Origin of the sequence: Xanthobacter autotrophicus ATCC 700552 (genome assembly GCF_043194565.1) — a bacterium.
In the GTDB taxonomy this organism is placed as follows: domain Bacteria; phylum Pseudomonadota; class Alphaproteobacteria; order Rhizobiales; family Xanthobacteraceae; genus Xanthobacter; species Xanthobacter autotrophicus_F.
Genome location: NZ_JBAFVS010000029.1, coordinates 39,861 through 57,112, shown reverse-complemented (window position 1 = coordinate 57,112; position 17,252 = coordinate 39,861). Strand labels below are relative to the sequence as shown.

General features: G+C 65.5%; 14 protein-coding genes and 2 pseudogenes. 10 read left to right on the top strand and 6 right to left on the bottom strand.

Annotated features, from left to right (window positions below):
* Window positions 1-78 precede the first annotated feature (78 nt).
* Window positions 79-276 (bottom strand): hypothetical protein, encoded by a 198-nt coding sequence (locus V5F48_RS21870; RefSeq protein ID WP_394260334.1) that lies wholly within the window; start codon window positions 274-276, stop codon window positions 79-81.
* Between V5F48_RS21870 and V5F48_RS21865 the strand changes: the two are divergent.
* Both V5F48_RS21865 and V5F48_RS21860 read left to right on the top strand, forming a co-directional pair.
* A pseudogene (locus V5F48_RS21865) lies at window positions 230-385 on the top strand (IS21 family transposase); the annotation flags it as partial. The gene V5F48_RS21870 and the pseudogene V5F48_RS21865 overlap by 47 nt on opposite strands.
* A gap of 255 nt (window positions 386-640) precedes the next feature.
* Complete coding sequence (locus V5F48_RS21860; RefSeq protein ID WP_394260332.1) at window positions 641-2,938, top strand: FAD-dependent oxidoreductase; 2,298 nt, start codon at window positions 641-643, stop codon at window positions 2,936-2,938.
* A 19-nt stretch (window positions 2,939-2,957) separates the two neighbouring features.
* On the opposite strand, the gene V5F48_RS21855 is transcribed toward V5F48_RS21860, so the two are convergent.
* The 4 genes from V5F48_RS21855 to V5F48_RS21840 all read right to left on the bottom strand — a co-directional run bounded on the left by V5F48_RS21855 (window position 2,958) and on the right by V5F48_RS21840 (window position 8,501).
* Entirely contained in the window at window positions 2,958-4,070 is a 1,113-nt protein-coding gene (locus V5F48_RS21855; RefSeq protein WP_394260331.1) for an ABC transporter permease, read from the bottom strand.
* 2 nt (window positions 4,071-4,072) lie between these two features.
* Entirely contained in the window at window positions 4,073-6,874 is a 2,802-nt protein-coding gene (gene rbbA, locus V5F48_RS21850; protein WP_394260330.1) for a ribosome-associated ATPase/putative transporter RbbA, read from the bottom strand.
* Window positions 6,871-7,941, bottom strand: a complete 1,071-nt coding sequence (locus V5F48_RS21845) for an HlyD family secretion protein (RefSeq protein ID WP_394260329.1) — start codon at window positions 7,939-7,941, stop codon at window positions 6,871-6,873. Before V5F48_RS21845 ends, rbbA begins: the two co-directional genes overlap by 4 nt.
* Before the next feature lie 236 nt (window positions 7,942-8,177).
* Window positions 8,178-8,501, bottom strand: coding sequence for a phasin family protein (locus V5F48_RS21840; RefSeq protein WP_348848150.1), 324 nt, complete (start codon window positions 8,499-8,501; stop codon window positions 8,178-8,180).
* 154 nt (window positions 8,502-8,655) lie between these two features.
* Between V5F48_RS21840 and V5F48_RS21835 the strand changes: the two genes are divergently transcribed.
* From V5F48_RS21835 to V5F48_RS21805, 7 genes and pseudogenes are all read left to right on the top strand, one after another.
* Entirely contained in the window at window positions 8,656-9,237 is a 582-nt protein-coding gene (locus V5F48_RS21835; RefSeq protein WP_394260328.1) for a TetR/AcrR family transcriptional regulator, read from the top strand.
* A 51-nt stretch (window positions 9,238-9,288) separates the two neighbouring features.
* Window positions 9,289-10,452 carry an alpha/beta hydrolase gene (locus V5F48_RS21830; RefSeq protein ID WP_394260327.1) on the top strand — a complete coding sequence of 388 codons (1,164 nt, stop codon included), beginning with the start codon at window positions 9,289-9,291 and terminating at the stop codon, window positions 10,450-10,452.
* 60 nt (window positions 10,453-10,512) lie between these two features.
* Window positions 10,513-11,460: pseudogene (locus tag V5F48_RS21825) on the top strand (carboxylate--amine ligase); the annotation flags it as partial.
* Between the two features lie 212 nt (window positions 11,461-11,672).
* On the top strand, window positions 11,673-12,662 hold the full coding sequence (locus V5F48_RS21820; RefSeq protein ID WP_394260326.1) for a gamma-glutamyl-gamma-aminobutyrate hydrolase family protein: 990 nt from the start codon (window positions 11,673-11,675) through the stop codon (window positions 12,660-12,662).
* A 389-nt stretch (window positions 12,663-13,051) separates the two neighbouring features.
* Complete coding sequence (locus V5F48_RS21815) at window positions 13,052-13,582, top strand: CerR family C-terminal domain-containing protein (RefSeq protein WP_394260325.1); 531 nt, start codon at window positions 13,052-13,054, stop codon at window positions 13,580-13,582.
* 66 nt (window positions 13,583-13,648) lie between these two features.
* The gene (locus V5F48_RS21810; RefSeq protein ID WP_394260324.1) at window positions 13,649-14,257 is read left to right on the top strand and encodes a sll1863 family stress response protein; all 609 of its coding nucleotides are present in this window, start codon (window positions 13,649-13,651) and stop codon (window positions 14,255-14,257) included.
* A gap of 100 nt (window positions 14,258-14,357) precedes the next feature.
* The gene (locus tag V5F48_RS21805; protein WP_394260323.1) at window positions 14,358-15,137 is read left to right on the top strand and encodes a hypothetical protein; all 780 of its coding nucleotides are present in this window, start codon (window positions 14,358-14,360) and stop codon (window positions 15,135-15,137) included.
* 112 nt (window positions 15,138-15,249) lie between these two features.
* Here the strand turns inward: V5F48_RS21805 and V5F48_RS21800 are convergent, their stop codons facing one another.
* Window positions 15,250-15,936 carry a TetR/AcrR family transcriptional regulator gene (locus tag V5F48_RS21800; protein WP_011993033.1) on the bottom strand — a complete coding sequence of 229 codons (687 nt, stop codon included), beginning with the start codon at window positions 15,934-15,936 and terminating at the stop codon, window positions 15,250-15,252.
* Between the two features lie 175 nt (window positions 15,937-16,111).
* Here V5F48_RS21800 and V5F48_RS21795 point away from each other — a divergent pair, with 175 nt between their 5' ends.
* Window positions 16,112-17,251 carry an efflux RND transporter periplasmic adaptor subunit gene (locus V5F48_RS21795; RefSeq protein ID WP_394260322.1) on the top strand — a complete coding sequence of 380 codons (1,140 nt, stop codon included), beginning with the start codon at window positions 16,112-16,114 and terminating at the stop codon, window positions 17,249-17,251.
* The last annotated feature ends 1 nt before the right edge of the window (window position 17,252 follow it).

The following is a 17,252-nucleotide window of genomic DNA, read 5'->3' as shown; positions in this document are numbered from 1 at the left end:
TAAGACATTGTAAACCCGCGTGAACTTTTGAATCCGGCTCTTAGTCCGATGGCGCGTCGCGGTACATCGCGAATAACTCTACTGGGCTAAGATGCTCTCCACATAATCCGCAAATGCGCGCGCCTTGGCGCTGGCGAGGCGCCCGGTCGGGAACACGGCCCACAGATCGACCGGCGGCAGCTCCCAGTCCTCAAGCACGCGCCGCACCGCGCCCACTTCGTGCCGCTGGCCGGGCGAGGCCTTCCAGTTCGACTGGTCGGAGGATTGGGCGATCATTGCCGGCGAGCGCACCAAGCTTCAGGTCGCCCATGTCAAGCTGTCCTACAGCCGGGCCTTCACGCTTCGAGCCTACCTGCTCCAGACCCACGAGATGCTGTTTGATGCCCAGTGGCGATCCTGCAACAGCCTCCAATCCAATGGAATTTAAGAACATTGAGGTGAGGCAGGATTCCACATGTGATCCGGTTGTTCGGGACTTGTGATGAAATGTCTTCCGGGAGGTGATCGGTCCGATACGCTGCGGGTCGCGGAAATCGCCCCCCGCTGGTCGTAGGGGAGGGCGTAGGCGAATGCTGAGCAATTTGGCCGGATCGCGAACGCTTTGAATGGGGTCGGCCGGCGTCCGATCGAGGAGCACCTGATGACAGAGCAGAGGGAGAGTGCCGGGGCTGATCGTCCGGCGTCACGGCACGTCGATTTCCTGCTCGTGGGCGGCGGGCTCGCGAGCGCGGTCGCGGCGCAGACCTTGCGCGCCGAGGGCGCGACGGGGTCGATCGTGATCCTCTCGGCCGAGGATGTACCGCCCTATCACCATCCGCCGCTCTCCAAGCACCTTTTGACCGGAACCGAAGACGAGGCGGGGATCTTCGTCCACCCGGAAGGCTTCTATGGCGAGCACAGGATCGAGCTCGCCCTCGGCGCGCGGGTGGTCGGCGTGGATACGGCAAAGCAGACCGTCACCACCGCGCGCGGCGAGGAGATCGGCTACGGCCAGCTCCTCATCGCCACCGGCGCTGCGCCCAAGCGGCTTCAGGTTCCCGGCGCTTCGCTCCCCGGGGTCTTCAGCCTGCGCCGTAAGACCGACGCGGACGCCATTCGTGCCGCGCTCGTGCAGGCAAAGTACGCCGTCGTGCTCGGCGGCAGCTTCCTCGGCATGGAGATCGCCATGTCGCTCCTGGACGCCGGCCTGAAGGTCACGATTATCGAGCAAGGGCCGGTGCTGCTGCGGCATCTCGAAGCCCCCGATCTTTCCAGCTACTTCGAACGCTATGCCGAAGGCCGCGGCGCCAGCGTGATCCTGAATGACACTGCCGCGGCGCTCAATGGTCGGGAGCGGGTTCAGGAAGTGGAGACGGCCGCCGGTCGTCACGTGGCGTGCGACCTCGTGGTGGTCAGCATCGGCGTCGCTCCGGCCACGAATTTTCTCGCCGGCAGCTCCATCGCCCTCGAGGGCGGCTACGTGGTGGTGGACGCTTTGCTGCGCACGAGCGCTCCGAACGTCTTCGCCGCCGGCGACGTCACCACCTTCTATGATCCTGTGTTCGCCCGCCGCCGGCACATCGAGCATTGGGACAACGCCGTGAAGCAGGGGCGTCTGGCTGCACGCAACATGATGGGCCGCCGGCTGCGCTACGACGAGGTCTCCTATTTTTTCTGCGAGGTGGGCGACATCGGGTTCAACGTGCTCGGCGCGACGGAAGAGGCGGACGCCTGGGTGGCACGCGGTGCTCTGGATCAGGGGTCCTTCGCGCTGTTCTATCTGAAGGGCGACGTGCCGCGCGCCTTGTTCTCCGTGGGACGGCCGGCGGACGAGACCCGCGTGGCCGAGGGATTGATCCGTCATCGGGTCGGACTCGGCGATGTCAGGGACCGCCTGGGCGAGAGCGCGTTCGTCCTCGACCACATTCCGACGCAGACGGCGCTGATCCTCCAGGGCGGCGGTGCCCTGGGTGCGTTCGAATGCGGCGTCGTGAAAGCCCTGGAGGAAGAGGGGATTTTCCCGGATATCGTCGCGGGCGTCTCCATCGGTGCCCTGAACGGCGCCGTCATCGCCGGCAATCCCCGCCACGCCGCGCAAGCCCTCGAAGCGTTCTGGGCGGACCTTGCGGTGACGACGCCCAACGTGCCCTTCACCGAGCTCAGGCGCGCGGCAGCGGCGGCGAGGATCCTGACGCTGGGCGTGCCCAACTTCTTCACCCCGCGCTGGCGCCTGCCGCCTTACGGTCCTGCGGACGGGGCGGCGAACTGGACCAGCTGCTACGACACGACGCCCATGAAAGCGCTGCTCGCCAAATATGTCGACTTCGCCGCGCTCAAGGACAGCCCGGTGCGCCTTCTCGTCAGCGCTGTGAACGTGATGACAGCAACCCTCGACGTGTTCGACAGCTACGTGGACGACCTGACGCCGGACCACGTCCTGGCGAGCGGCAGCCTGCCGCCGGGCTTTCCCTGGACCATGGTCGACGGCAAGGCCTATTGGGACGGCGGCATCATCAGCAACTCGCCGCTGGACCTCGTCATCGACCGCTGCGGGCCGGACGGGAAAAGGGTGTTCGTCGTCGATCTGTTCTCGGGTGAGAGGGCGCTGCCGACCAACATGCTGGAGGTCCTCGCCCGGCGCGACGAGATCGTCTACGCGGAGCGGGTGCTCAGCGACCTGCGCCATCGCGAAACAGTCGAAGCCTATCGCCGGCTCGTCGACCACATCCTCGCTCGGCTCGAGCCCGACGAGAGTGGGCGGATCAAGCGCATTCCGGCCTATATCCAGCTCATGGGGGACGGCGCGACGACGACCATCACGCGGTTCGTGCGCGCAGGCCAGGCGGGAGAACACTCGTCCCGCGACTACGATTTTTCCGACCTGGCCATCAAGGCCAATCAGGCCGAGGGCTATGCGGTGGCGCGGAAGGCCCTCGGCCGGGCTTCCCCGCAAGGATAGGGGCGAAAGCCCCCGCCACTCACCGCAGGAAGGCCCGGAAGCGCTGGAGCGAGAAGAGGAACAGGACCGTGCCGATGCCGGCGAGGGCCAGCAATTGGGGCCAGACCACGTCGAGCCCGGCGCCGCGGAACAGGATGGCCTGGGCGAGCATGACGAAGTGCGTGTTGGGCGCCGCGTACATGATGGCCTGAATGATCTCCGGCATGCTCTCGCGCGGGGTGACGCCGCCGGAGAGCACCTGCAGGGGCAGGAGCACCATCATCAGCAGCAGGCCGAACTGCGGCATGGAACCGGCGACCGTGGCCAGGAAGATGCCCAGCGACGTGGTGGCGAACAGCTGCAGCGCCGTGCCTGCCAGGAACAAGGCGAGAGAGCCGTGGATGGGCACGGCGAGAAAGCCCTGCACGACCACTATCAAGGAAAAGGAGGTGGCCACCAGCACCACGAGCCCCATGGACCAGATCTTGCTCACCATGATCTCGGTGGGGGTCACCGGCATCACCAGGAGATGCTCGATGGTGCCGTGCTCGCGCTCGCGGATGAGGGCGGCTCCGGTGAGCACGATGGACAGCATGGTGATGGAGGAGATGACGTTGGTGATGGCGCCGAACCAGCTCTTGTTCAGTTCGGCGTTGAAGCGGGCGCGCAGCACGAGGTCGACGGGCACGGCGGTGGCGCCGCGATGGCGGTTCAGGAATTCGCTCACCTCGCTGGTGACGATGGATTGGACGTAGCCGCCACCGGTGAAGGCCTGGGACATGCGGGTGGCGTCGATGTTGAGCTGGATGGTGGGCGAGCGGCCGGCCAGGAGATCGCGCTGGAAGTCGGGCGGGATGTCGAGGGCGAAGGTGTCGAGGCCCGCATCCATGCGGGTGTCCATCTCCTGCGGCGTGATGAGTTGCGGCGGGGTGAAATAGGGTGGGTAGAAAGCGGTGGAAATGCGCACCGACACCGGGGACTGGTCCTCGTCCACGATGCCGATGGCCGCCCGGTTCAGCGTCTCCGGCATCGCCCTCGACGCCGTATAGATCGAGAGCGTGAAGGCATAGACGATCAGGAACAGGAGCATCGGATCGCGGGCGAGGCCGCGCAGTTCCTTGATGCCGAGCTGGAGAACGTTGGCGCCGCGCATGCTCACGTCGCCTGTTTCTTGAGGAGGAAGGTCCCGAGGCACAGCAGCACGGGCGCGGTGATCAGGAGCGGCACGAATGCGCTCCACAGATCGGCGAAGTCCAGGGCTTTCGAGAAGGTGCCGCGGGAGATGACCATGAAATAGGTGGTGGGATAGATCCACCCGATGAACGCTCCGGCCCCCTCGAGCGAGGAGACCGGATCGATCATCCCGGAATACTGCACCGCGGGAATGAGCGTGATGAGCGCGGTGCCGAAGATGGCGGCGATCTGGCTGCTCATGAAGGTGGAGATGACGAGCCCCATCCCGGTGGCAATGATGACGTAGAGCAGCGCACCGAAGGTGAAAGTGAGGAAGCTGCCGGTGAAGGGCACACGGAAGATGAAGACGGCGACCGCCGTCAGCATCAGGAAGTTCAGCATGGCGAGGGCTACGTAGGGCAGCTGCTTGCCGACGAGGAATTCGAGCCGGGTCACTGGCGTCACGTAGAAGTTGATGATCGATCCCAATTCCTTCTCGCGCACGACGCTGAGCACCGCCAGCATCGCGGGGATCATCATCAGGAGCAGCGGGATCACTGCCGGAGCCATGGCGACCAGGCTCTCGACGCCTGGATTGTATCGGTAGCGGATCTGCAGCTGGAAATCGCCGACGGTGGCGGACTTGCCGTAGAGCTCGCGCGCCTTCTGGGTGAGCCAGCTCGCATGGATGCCCTGCACGTAGCCCTGCACGGTCTCCGCCCGGACCGGCATGGCGCCGTCGATCCAGGCGGCGACCTGCACCTTGCGCCCATGCGCGGCGTCACGCGCAAAGCCGGGGGGGATCTCGATGGCGAGGCTGAGCTCGCCGCTGCGCATGCGCCGGTCGAGGTCGGCGTAGTCGGTGATGGGCGCCTTCTGCGTGAAATAGCGCGAGCCAGCGATCTGCAGCACGTAGTCGCGGCTCACCGTGGTGTCGTCGCGGTCGAGCACGGCGAAGGAAAGGTTTTCCACGTCCAGGTTGATGCCGTAGCCCACCACGAGCATCAGGAGCACGCTGCCCAGGATGGCGAGGGCGGCGCGGATCGGGTCCCGTCGCAGCTCCAGCGCCTCGCGGCGGGTATAGGCGAACATGCGGCGCAGGCTGAATTTGGTGCCGCCGTCAGTGGCCACCTTGCCGGCCCATTCCTCCACGAGGTCGCTCGTCGCCGACACGGGCTGATGCTCCGGCGGTGTGGCGGGCGCTGCCTTGGTGCCGATGGCGCCTTCCAGATAGGCGATGAAGGCTTCTTCCAGATCCTTGGCGCCGCGCGTCTCGATGATCGCCGCCGGACGGTCGCTGACCAGCACCTTGCCCGCGTGCATGAGCGAGATGCGGTCGCACAACGCCGCCTCGTTCATGAAGTGGGTGGAGACGAAGATGGTCACGTTGTCCTTGCGGGAGAGGTCCGAGAGGATCTGCCAGAAGCCGTCGCGGGCGATGGGATCGACGCCCGAGGTGGGCTCGTCGAGGATCAGCATGTCGGGCGCATGGATCATGGCCACCGCCAGCGACAGGCGCTGGCGGATGCCGAGCGGCAGGGCGTCCGGCAGCGCGTCCATCATGTCCGCGAGATCGAAGCGCTGCGCCAACTCGGCAATCCGGGCCGGGATAGCCTGCGGCTCCAAGCGGAACAAGCGGGCGTGCAGATCGAGATTCTGCCGGACCGTCAGCTCCGTGTAGAGCGAGAAGGCCTGGCTCATGTAGCCGACGCGGCGGCGCACCGCCAAATCGTCCGGATCCACCTCCTGCCCAAACAGGCGGGCCTTGCCTTCGGTAGCCGGCAGAAGGCCCGTGAGCATCTTCATGGTGGTGGTCTTGCCGCAGCCATTGGAGCCGAGGAAGCCGAAGATCTCGCCGCGGGCGATGCGGAAGCTCACGTCGTCCACCGCGGTGAAGTCGCCGAACCGCATGGTCAGGTGCTCGGCCTCGATGGCAATCTCCCCGTCCGCGCCCTCCGGGCGGGGCGGAATGACCACCTCCTGGTGCCCCGCGCGCTGTTCTTCAGGAAGCAGGGCGATGAAGGCGGCGTCGAGGTTGGCGGCCCCGGTCTTCGCCAGGAGATCCGCGGGCGCGCCGGTGGCGAGCACCTTGCCGGCATCCATGGCCACCAGCCAGTCGAAGCGGGCGGCCTCCTCCATGTAGGCGGTGGCGACGATCACGCTCATGCCCCGCCGGCCGGCGCGGATGGTCTCGATCAGCTCCCAGAACTGGCGCCGTGACAAGGGGTCTACACCCGTGGTCGGCTCGTCGAGGATGAGCAGGTCGGGATCGTGGATGAGCGCGCAGCACAGGCCGAGTTTCTGCTTCATGCCTCCGGACAGTTTGCCCGCCGGGCGGTCGGCGAACGGCGCAAGGCCGGTGCTCTCCAGCAATTCGCCGATCCGGCGCTCCCGCTCGGCCAGCCCCTGCCCGAACAGCCGGCCGAAGAAGTTCAGGTTCTCGAACACCGACAAAGTGGGGTAGAGGTTCTTGCCCAGGCCCTGGGGCATGTAGGCGATCTGCGGGCAGGTCGTACGCCGGTGCCGGGCGTCGGCCATGTCCCCGCCCAGCACCGTGATGCGTCCCTGCTGGATGACCCGCGCCCCGGCGATCAGCGACAGCAGGCTCGACTTGCCGACCCCGTCCGGCCCGATGAGCCCGACCATGCGGCCGGCAGGGATATCGAGGCTCACCCCGTCCAGCGCCCGGGTCTTGCCGTAGGAGAGGGAGACCGCCTGCACGGACACCACGGGCCGGACGGATGCGGGAGGCGGAGGCGTGCCGGTTTCCTCCGAGGGGCTCATTGCAGGAGGCCCTGCTGGAGACGGGCCGGCCACTCCACGTTCGGATCAAGCCGCACATAGGCCATGCCGGGCAGGCCGGTCTTGACCTGCTGGATGTATTTCTTCAGCAGCTCCGGCGGGATCTGCGCCTTGATCCGGAACATGAGCTTGAGGCGCTCCTCCTCCGTCTCCACCGTCTTGGGCGTGAACTGGGCAACATCGGCGACGAAGGTGGCCTTGGCCGGAATGACATATTGCGGCGCCGCATCGAGCACGAGGCGCACCGGCGCGCCGAGCGCGATCCGCCCGGCCTGGGCCGTGGGCAGGAAGAAGGTCATGTGCACGTCGCCGAGATCCACGAGATTGAGCACCCGCCCGCCCGCGGACAGGACCTCGCCCGGCTGGGCGACGCGATACTGGACGCGACCGGCGCGGGGCGATTTCAGCACGCCGTCATTGATGTCGGCGGTGATGCTGTCGATGGCCGCGCGCGCCGCGTCCACCGCCGCCTCCGCGTCGATAATGAGCGCTTTCGCGGTGCTGATCCCGGCCTCACTGGCGGCGAGCTGGGCCTCAGCTGCCGCCACCGCGGCCTTGGCGCCCTCGGCGCTCGCCCGGTCGTCGTCGAACACCTGCTGGGACACAGCATTGGTCTTCACGAGCTGGCTTGATCGCGCGAGCTTGCGGTCCGCAGCGTCGAGTTCCGCATTGCGCTGGGCGATGGTGGCGATCGCGGCGCGGCGTTCGGCCTCGCGCTGGGTGACGAGGCTCCTGGCGGTGTCGATGCCGATCAAGGCCCGCTGGAGCTGAGCCTGTGCCTGTCGGCGCTGAGCTTCGAGCTGCTCCGTGTCCATGCGGGCAAGCATCTGGCCCGCCTCCACGAAGTCGCCTTCATCCACAAGGATGTCCTTGATCCGTCCCGTGATCTTGGTGGAGACGTCGATTTCGGTCGCCTCGATGCGTCCGTTGCCGCTGGCGATGCCCTCGGGCAGACGCTTGTTCAAAAACTTCTGCCACCCCCAATACCCTCCGCCGGCCATGATCACGGCGAGGGTTGCGAAAATCAGAAGCTTCCGGGTCGAGGTCATGGGGTCGGGGGCTCTCGTTGAAATTCGGAGCTCATAAACGGCGTGGGGTCCAACGGCCTCCGCCGTACTCCGCCTTCCTGTTGAAAGGACGCGAATTGAAAGGACGCGAAACCGGACATCGCGCTGTCCCCTGGACAGGAAAATGAGTACGCGTCCCGAAGGGCGGAACAGAAACGTCTTCGCGCGACCATGGAAACCACGTCGCGCGAAGAAAGCACGTCAGCTCAAGCGTCTAATTAAGAAGCCTGCGGAACACCCTGGCCCATTGCCGTGGCGATCTGCTGTCCGCTCTCGACGCAGCACGCGACGGATTTCTGCACCAACTCGCTCTGGGCGGCGAGCGCCTCCCCCGGGTCTTTGCATTCCGCCAGTCTCCCGACGTAGTCCGCCTGGATCTGCAGCTGGCGCGCCGCGCCAGCGAGCATCTGCTTGTACAACGCTCCGTAGAGCTTGAACGGCCCCTCGGAGACCGACTTGGTCCAGTCGAACTGGCCCGGCGCCGCATTCGTGAATTGATTCAGCCACGATTGCATCCCGGTCGGGGTGGTCTCGCTCGTCATTGCAGCTCTCCTCGCCATCAAAGGGCCCGCCTATCGCAAAAACAAACTGGATCGATATCGCCGGCGGCGCCTTGAGCTTGATCAACCAAGGTTGACCGGGGCCGATCCTAGGCATAGGAGCGACAGCCAGCAACCATTTTTCCATGAGGGGGCGATGCTCATCGGATCGGCAACAAAACCAGCAATGGCGACGAGGGACCGCATCCTGGCGGCTGCGATCCTGCGGTTCTCCATGCATTCCTATGAAGAGACCGGCTTGCGCGACATCGCGGCCGACGTCGGGGTCGACGTCGCCTACGTCCACCGCTGCTTCGGCTCCAAGGAACGCCTGTTCACCGAGGCCGTCAGGGCGACGATCCAGGCCGACCGAATTCTCGCGGATGCCGCCGCCAATCCCGCCCGCGTGCTCGCCAGACAGATTTTTTCACGCGACGGCGCGCGGTCACCCGACGAGGTCGGGCCGCTCGACATCGTCATCCGCTCCTTGTCCAGCCCGAAGGCGGCGAGCGTTCTGCGCGCGTTCATCGTGGAAGAATTCATCGCGCCTCTGAGCGGACGGCTGGGCCAGCCGGGAATGCAAGAGGCATCGATGATCGCCGCCTTCCTCGTGGGCATCGGCATTATGCGCACCGTCTTGCAGGTGGCGCCGCTGCAGGAGCCTCAGGGCGGAGAACTGGAGCGTCGTATGACCGAGGCGATCACCTGCATGATGGGCGAGGCGGGAAGGCACACCTGACGACTGGGCTCTACGGACCTTTTGATTGCGACCCAACACGGGGGAGAGCCGATGGAGCCGGGAGGGAACACAAGACCTGAGAGCGGCCGTTTCGTCTCTGCGACGAAGCGGCTGGCCCTGCTTTTGGCGCTGACCCTGATCGCGGGCTGCGCACCGCGCCCGGGTCCGGAGGTGCTCACCCCCACGTTCGCTTCCGTCCCCGGTGCAAGGGTCGTGACGGTCTATGTCGCCACCACACGGGCCCGCGGCGCGCCCGAGAGCAACAACTTCACCACGGGGCGCGCGGCGGCTCTCAACTTCGCCGCGTTCAGGATTTCCGTGCCCCCCGGGCATCGGCCCGGCGAGATCGAATGGGCGCAGGGACCTGCCAATCCCGCGACGAGTTTCGCCACCGTCGAGCAAATCACGCTCGACCGCACCACGTTCGAGCGCCGGGTCGCGGCCGCGGGGCGCGCAACTGGAGGACGGAAGGTGGGGGTCTATGTCCACGGCTACAACAGAAGTTTCCAGGAGGCCCTCTTCCGGCTGGCGCAGATGACGGCGGACGCCGACATCTCCGGTGTGCCCATCCTCTTCGCATGGCCGTCCGAGGCGAAGGTGACGAGCTATGTCGCCGACAAGGAGGCCGTCACCTATTCCCGCGACGGCCTCGCGGACCTCCTGACCCTCCTCGTCCGCGATCGGGGGAACGGGCGCATCACGGTGCTGGCCCATTCCATGGGCGCTTGGCTCACCATGGAGGCGCTGCGCCAGCTGCGGCTTGCCGGAAAAGGCGCCGTCATCGGCCGGCTCGATGTAGTGCTCGCCGCCCCGGACATCGACGTGGACGTGTTCCATGCGCAGCTGGCGGTAATCGGGCCACTTTCGCCGCCCATGGTCGTGCTGGTCTCGCGGGACGACGTGGCGCTGTCGGTGTCGAGCCAGATCGGCGGGGAGCGCCTGCGGGTCGGGGCGCTTGATGTGGACGACCCGCGGGTCCAAGAGGCCGCGGTGAGGGCGAACGTTGAGATCATCGACATCTCCAGCCTGCCGACTTCGGACCCGCTCAAGCACGACCGCTATGCCAGCCTCGCCGCGCTCTATCCGCGGCTCGCGGCGACCCGCGGAGACGGCGCGGGCGGTGATCTGCGCCGTGCCGGCGCCTTCGTGTTCAACACGGTGGGCACGACCCTGTCGAGCCCGTTCACTCTGGCGGGCGGGGCGCTCGCTGACTGACCGGGGGCCCGCCCAACCGCGCCTCGGTGTGGCACGTTGTTCTCAGAGGGAAACGATCGGATGCCCAACCGCCACATCCTTGGAGTACCGCTATCCGACGAAGCTCCATCCGCCGGGCGGGTGATCGTCACTTATGGCCGCAGCCTGATGGCGTTGGCCATCGCCCGCTCTCTCGACGAGCATGGGGTCGAGGTGATCGGCTGCGATGATGTGAACATGACCGTTCTCTCCTTTTCGCGCCATGTGATCGAGAATTTCACCCACACGGCTTTCGAGGATGACGAAGAACAGGCGCTGGCCGATTTCGAAGAGGCTGTGCGCAAATACGCACCAGAGGACGACCGCCCCTATGTGCTGATGCCGGCTTTTCGCGATGCGCGCCTGTTCGCCAAATACCGCGAACGCTTCGAGCCGGCGATCCGCGTCGCGGCACCGGACCTCGCCTCCATCGAGATGATCTCGCCCAAGGATCACTTCGCCCGTTTTCTGAAAGAGACCGGCCTGCCGGGTCCCGCCACCCGCATCCTTGAGCCGGGGACGTTCCGAAACGGTCTGCCCGCGAACGTCGCCGCCGATTTCCCGCTCATCGCCAAGCCGACCGACGGTGTGGGCGGGCGCGGCGTGAAAAAGATCAGGGATCGAGCCGCGCTGGACACCTATCTGAAGGCCGCAGGTCCGGAACGCCCGATCCTGTTGCAGGAACTGGTGGAGGGCGAGGACTATTGCGTCTCCATCATCGCCGATCATGGAGATTTGGCGGAGATCGTCGTTTATCGCAACCTCGCCCAATTCCCCCGCGAGGCGGGTGCCGGCGCCGTTCGCGAGACGGTGGACGACACGCCCTTCAGGGAAGCGGCCCGCGCCCTGCTCAAGGCGACAGGATGGAACGGCGTGGGAGAGATCGACTTTCGCTGGAACGGCGACCCATCGACGCCGCCGAAAATGATCGAGATGAACCCCCGCTACTGGGCCGGGCTCTACCATTCCATGTCCTCGGGCGTGGATTTCCCCTGGCTGGCCTTCCAGCTGGCGGCGGGCCGCGCGCTGCCGGCGGCCGATCCGCACGCCGTCCTGCAAGGCCACCGCACCCGCACACCGGGGGCGTGGATCCTCTCCGCAGCCGAGGATCTGGCCGCCTCCGACCCCGATCTGGAACGCGCCGCGGAAGCCTGGGCGCAAAGCCGCGGTCATGCATCATCCTGTCGGCGGCGCACCAGTTATTGGAATCGGCGAGCGCCGCCGCGAAAGGCGCGCGCGTCTTCAAGGAGTTCCGCACGCGCCTGGAAGAGCAGAAGGACCTGCCTTCCGAGCTTGATTTCGACGACGATCCCGCCGTGGGCCTGGGCATATTGTTCGTGGTGTCCAGCCTGCTCGAGCATCGCGAGCTGCCACCGGAGTTCAGGTACACCGCACCTCAGGCGACCGACAAGGCTCGCTCCGGCCGCACGGGCAGGCCCGCCACCTTCCGTCGCTACGATGCCGGCGGACGTCCCATCATCGGCGTCACCAAGCCGGACGAAGGCGATTGGATGGCCTACCACGCCATGCGTTTCGCGATCTGGTTGGCAGGGGGCAAAGCCACGGCCATTACATCGAAGGTCCCGCGCGACCCCCATTCGGTGGATGGCCTGCTTTTCGGGGGCGGTTCGGATATTTTCCCCAACCGCTATGGCGGCGCTCCGAAGACAGGCCACCGGTACGACCTCGCCCGCGACGACATGGAGGCGTCCTGGGCGCAGGCGGCGCTGGAGCACGACATTCCAGTCCTGGGCGTCTGCCGGGGCATGCAGATGCTGAACGTGCTGGAGGGCGGCACCCTCTACCCGGACCTCAGCCACCATAAAGAGAATTATCCCACCAGCTTTCTGCGCCGCATCTTTTACCGCAAGACCGTATTTCTGACGCCCGATGGCTGGCTGGCGCGGTTATCAGGTCGTGAGCAGCTGGCGGTCAACTCCATCCATACCCAGGCGGTAAAGGATCTGGGCGCAGGCTTCAAGGTGACCGGTGCGGAGGCCAACGGCCTCATCCAGGCCATCGAGCATGAAACCCGCTCCTTCTGCGTAGGTGTACAGTTCCATCCGGAATTCCTGTTGCACCGTGCCTTCGCGCGTCGGATCTTCAAATCCCTCGTCGCGGCCGCGCGGGCCCGCCGCCTTGGATTCGCCCAGGGGACGGCGGGCAATAAGTCGCAATTGGCTGCGGAATGAGGCGAGGCTCCTCCCCGCCGAGGCGGCTTCATGGCGAGGAGCATTTCCTATTTTTGCACTTGCTGATCAGGGCGCGCCAGGGTGAGACCATCTGGAGGAGATCCATTCACCCACCTCAGCCGGGCATTCTCCTCGGTTGGATCAGACCGCGACGGAGCCGTCGTCTGCGGAACGGTGCTCTGCGCCTGCAACGGATCCCTTCATAAAAGGTTCGTTCGATCGTACTATATTTACAAAAGGCGATAGTCGATGAGCTTGCACACATCCGGTCAGTCGGCGAATGGCCATGAATCACGCAGTATGAAAACGAGAAGGCAGCTGATCGAAGCTGCAATCGATGTCTTTGGCCGCATAGGGTTCGAGGGAACCACCACGTGCATGCTGGCCAAATGGCGGACGTCACATTGTCCGCCATTCCTTATCATTTCGGTGGCAAGCGCGAGCTCTACATGGAAGCGGCCCGAGAGATCGCCGATTACGCTCACGTGCGGGTAGGTGCTCTTTGCGCCATCCTGGACGATCCCGCCATCGCCTCGCCCGAAGAGCGGCTTGAGAAGGCCCTGACCGGTTACCTGCGCGTCCTGCTCGACGATGCCGAGCCCTGCACCTGGGCCTCTTTCTTCGCCCGTTGCGCCTATGACAATGACGAAGCCTTCCAGCTCATCCACGATCAGGCCATTGCCCCCTTTCAGGAAAAACTCGTCGCAGCGGTGCGGATGATCGCGCCCGCATCCATCAATGATGAATCCGTCCGGCTCCGCGTGACCGCCATCGTCACTGGGATAGCCGGATTCCGGCTGCTGCGCGGCATCCTCCTGCGCGGCATGGATTGGACGGAGTTCAAGTCGGCGCACATGGCGAAGGTCGATGCCCTCATCCATGGCCTGACCCGCAGTGACCTGTTGACCGGCACGCCATAGTCCGCAGCGCCACGCCAAATTCCCGCCGGGAAGACGTCCCAACGCGTAAACTTGAGGAGTCTGTTCATGACAGAGCAATCGTCCGCCCACGAAACCATCGCCTGGGCCAAGCAACGGCTCGACGAAGTCGACGCCATGGTCGCTCAGACCGAGAAAGCCGCCGGCGAGCTTCAGCAGGCAGCCCGCGGCAACGCCGATCTGGCGCTCTCCCGCCTGCGCGACTCCCAAGCCAAGCTGAAGGAGCAGGTTGCGCTTCTGCAAGCTCAGGCGGACGAAACGAAGGGCGCGGTCTTGATGGCGCAGAAGGCCGTGGAAGAGGAATGGGTGGAAGTGGAATCCGCCTTCCAGGCTTTCCTGGCGTCCGCCGGCGAGCAATCCGATGTGGTCCGCAAGGCCATCTCCACGCGGGTCGAAGCCCAGCGCAAGTCCTTCGAGCGCGCGCTGAACGGTCTGAAGGCGCAGGCCGAAACCGCCGTCGAGAAGGCAAGCATCGAATTCGATACCGCCATGACACGACTCAGCGAAGAAGCAGAGAAGGCCAAGGTGAAGCTCGGCCAGGCACCAAGCGCGGGCGAGGAGACCTGGGAGGCGATCAAGGCTGGCATCGCCGAGACGAAGGCGGTTCACGAAAAGACCGTCAAAAAGATCACCGAAGCACTGGCGAAGCTGTTCTGATCCGAACGCCCGGCGGCGCGCGGCTTTCGGCGCCCCGTTCCATTTGACGCAAACGTCGACAATATCAGGGAGAAATACGATGCCCTTTCGCGCCTGGAAGATGGGTGCCGCGCTGTTCGGCTGGATCGCGATCCTGCCGGCGGCCACCGCCCACGCAGAAGACCCCCTGACGACCCCTGCTCCGGCGGCCGCGCCGGCACAGGGCGCGGCTCCTGAGGTGAAACCGGCACCCGCTCCGGCGGCCGCCCCCTCCTCCACGACTGTGCCGGCCGATCCGTCCCTGACCCGACAGGCCATCGCCTGGTCGCAGGAGCGGCTTGCCGAACTGGATGCCAGCGTCTTGGTCGTGGAAGAAAATGCGGCTGAGCTCAAGGGCGCCGTGAAGGCGAAGGCCGATGCGGCCGTCAAACGGCTGCAGGAGACGCGCGACGCCTATCGGGCCAAGGCCGAGGCGATGCTCGACAACAGTCGCACGTGGACGGCGGCACAGATCACCGACGCCCGCAAGTCCCTGGACGACAGCTGGAAGACCTTCCAGAAGGAAGTCGATACCTATCTGGATGAGGTCCACGCCGATTTCGACACGCGCAAGGCGGTGCTTCTCGCTCAGGTCGAAGCCCGCCAGAAGGCCTTGGAAAGCACCATCTCCAAGCTCAAGGCCGATGCCGCCAAGCTCGCCCAGGACCAGCGCGCGGCCGTCGACAAGCAGATCGCGGCACTGGAGAAGAAGGTTGAGGAGCTCAAGGCGCGGGCGGCCAGCCTGAAGAAGGCCAGTGCGAGCTCCTGGGACAAGGCGAAGCAGGCCTACGAGGATGTGCGCACGCGCGTCGTCGAGACCTATCAATCCATCCGCGACTCCCTTTCCGACGCCATGAAGTGAGCGCTGAATCGATGCATGCCTCCTCGCGCCGGCCCATGATCGGCGCGAGGAGCTTCGCATATGTCAGCGTCGTGCCGCAGCAGCGTGATGTTGACGGCCGATGAGCCTATGCCTATGCCCTGGAGCGCCCGGAGCGGGGCAACTTTGCTGAAAGCCTCTTGGGCTCCGACTCCAGACCGCCCATCGACAGACCATCCATGAGAAGGTCGAACTGGGCATCGATGAACATCTTCACGTCGATCTGATGCCGGTCGTCGAACAGAAGCCACCAGACGTTCAGGAGCAGCGCCGGGCTGAAGATGAGCTCGGGGTATCGGAGCGCCGGCGTGGCGCGAAACTCCCCGGCTTTGATGCCGGCAGCGATCATCTCGCGCAGGCGTTCGAGGAACGGCACCAGGAACTCCCGGTGGTGGCGCTCGACGAGATCGGGAAACCGCGCGCCTTCAGCGATCAGGAACCGCATCACCTCTCGGCCCACGCGCTCCTCGGCGATGAAACGGAACAGAAAGTCGAGCAGAGCGCGCAGCCGGACCCCGAACGGACCTTCGAGCGCGGCAACGAAGCTGGTCACCTCGTCGAAGATGGGCCGCGAGACGTGACGGATCATCTCGTCGAAGACGCGTTCCTTGGTCTCGAAGTAGAAATAGATGGTGCCCTTGGTCACGCCGACGCGTTTCGCCACGTCTTCGAGCCGGGTCGCGGCGTAGCCGTGCTTGGCGAATTCCTCGAATGCCGCCTCGAGGATTTCGCCCGGTCGGTCCGCCTTGCGGCGCATCCGGGCCTTGGTCGGTGCGTTCATGGCTTGTCTACCCATTCGTGAGCGTGCCTGGCCGCATGCAAGCGACGCGACGTTTCGCCGGAAATCAATCTATTTATTGACTTACGAGTTAGTCAATAATATCCACGAAGGCCTAACGTTCGGATCGCCCAGGGACGAGGCGGTTCGGCATGCGCCTTGTTGTGAGCCTGCATCCATGATCGACCCCATTCCCGCCCGCCGCTCCGATCGATGGTCGAGCGCGTGGCCCGTTGCGAGACCCGCAGGGCCGCTGGTATTGATGTTGGTGCTCATGCAAGCCCTGGTGGGCTGCGACCGCGCGGACTCCGTGGCGACGGCGAAGCAGCCTATTCTTGTTCGCGTCCAGACCGTGCAGATGGTCGACAGAACGATCTCGATCGTCCTGACCGGAGACGTGCAGGCCCGAACCCTTGCGCAACTCTCCTTCCGCGTGACCGGGCGGGTGACCGAACGTCTGGTGGACGTGGGCGCGCATGTTGAGGCCGGCGACGTCCTGGCGCGCCTCGCTCCCACGGAACAGCAGGCCGATCTCGCCGCCGCTACCGCGGCGGTCGCAGCAGCCGAATCCCGGCTCAAGGTCGCCACCGCCAATTTCGAGCGGCAGAAGACGCTCCTCGCCAAGGGCTTCACCACGCGTGCGGCCTACGATCAGGCGCAGGAAGCGTTGGGCGGCGCTAAAAGCGCACTCGAGGTGGCCAAGGCGCAGCTCGGCACCGCCAAGGACGCGCTGACCTACACCGAACTGCGGGCAAGCGCGGCCGGCGTCATCACCGTCCGCAATCTCGAAGCAGGACAGGTGGCGCAGGCGGCGCTTTCGGTCTTCACGCTGGCGCAGGACGGGGACAGGGACGCCGTGTTCGATGTGCACGAGACATTCTTCCGGGAAGCGGAGAGCGACAGGATCGCGCTGGCCCTCGTCTCCGATCCTGCGGTGACCGCGACGGGGCACGTGCGGGAAATCTCGCCGACCGTGGATCCCAAGACCGGCACGGTGCACGTGAAGGTGGCCATCGAGAACCCGCCTGCGGCGATGACCCTGGGCAGCCCGGTCACCGGCACCGCGACCTGGAAGCCGGAGCAACGGATCGTTCTGCCATGGAGCGCGCTCGCTGCGGTGGGTGCCACGCCCGCCGTCTGGCGCCTGGACCGGGCCAGCAAGACGGTCTCCCTGAAGACGGTGACCGTCGATGATTACGGAACGGGGACGATCGTGATCTCCCATGGGCTCGCGCCCGGGGATGTGGTCGTTGTCGAAGGCGGCAAGCTGCTGAGCCCCGGCCAGATTGTTACATATGACGCGGAGAGCCGGTCGTGAA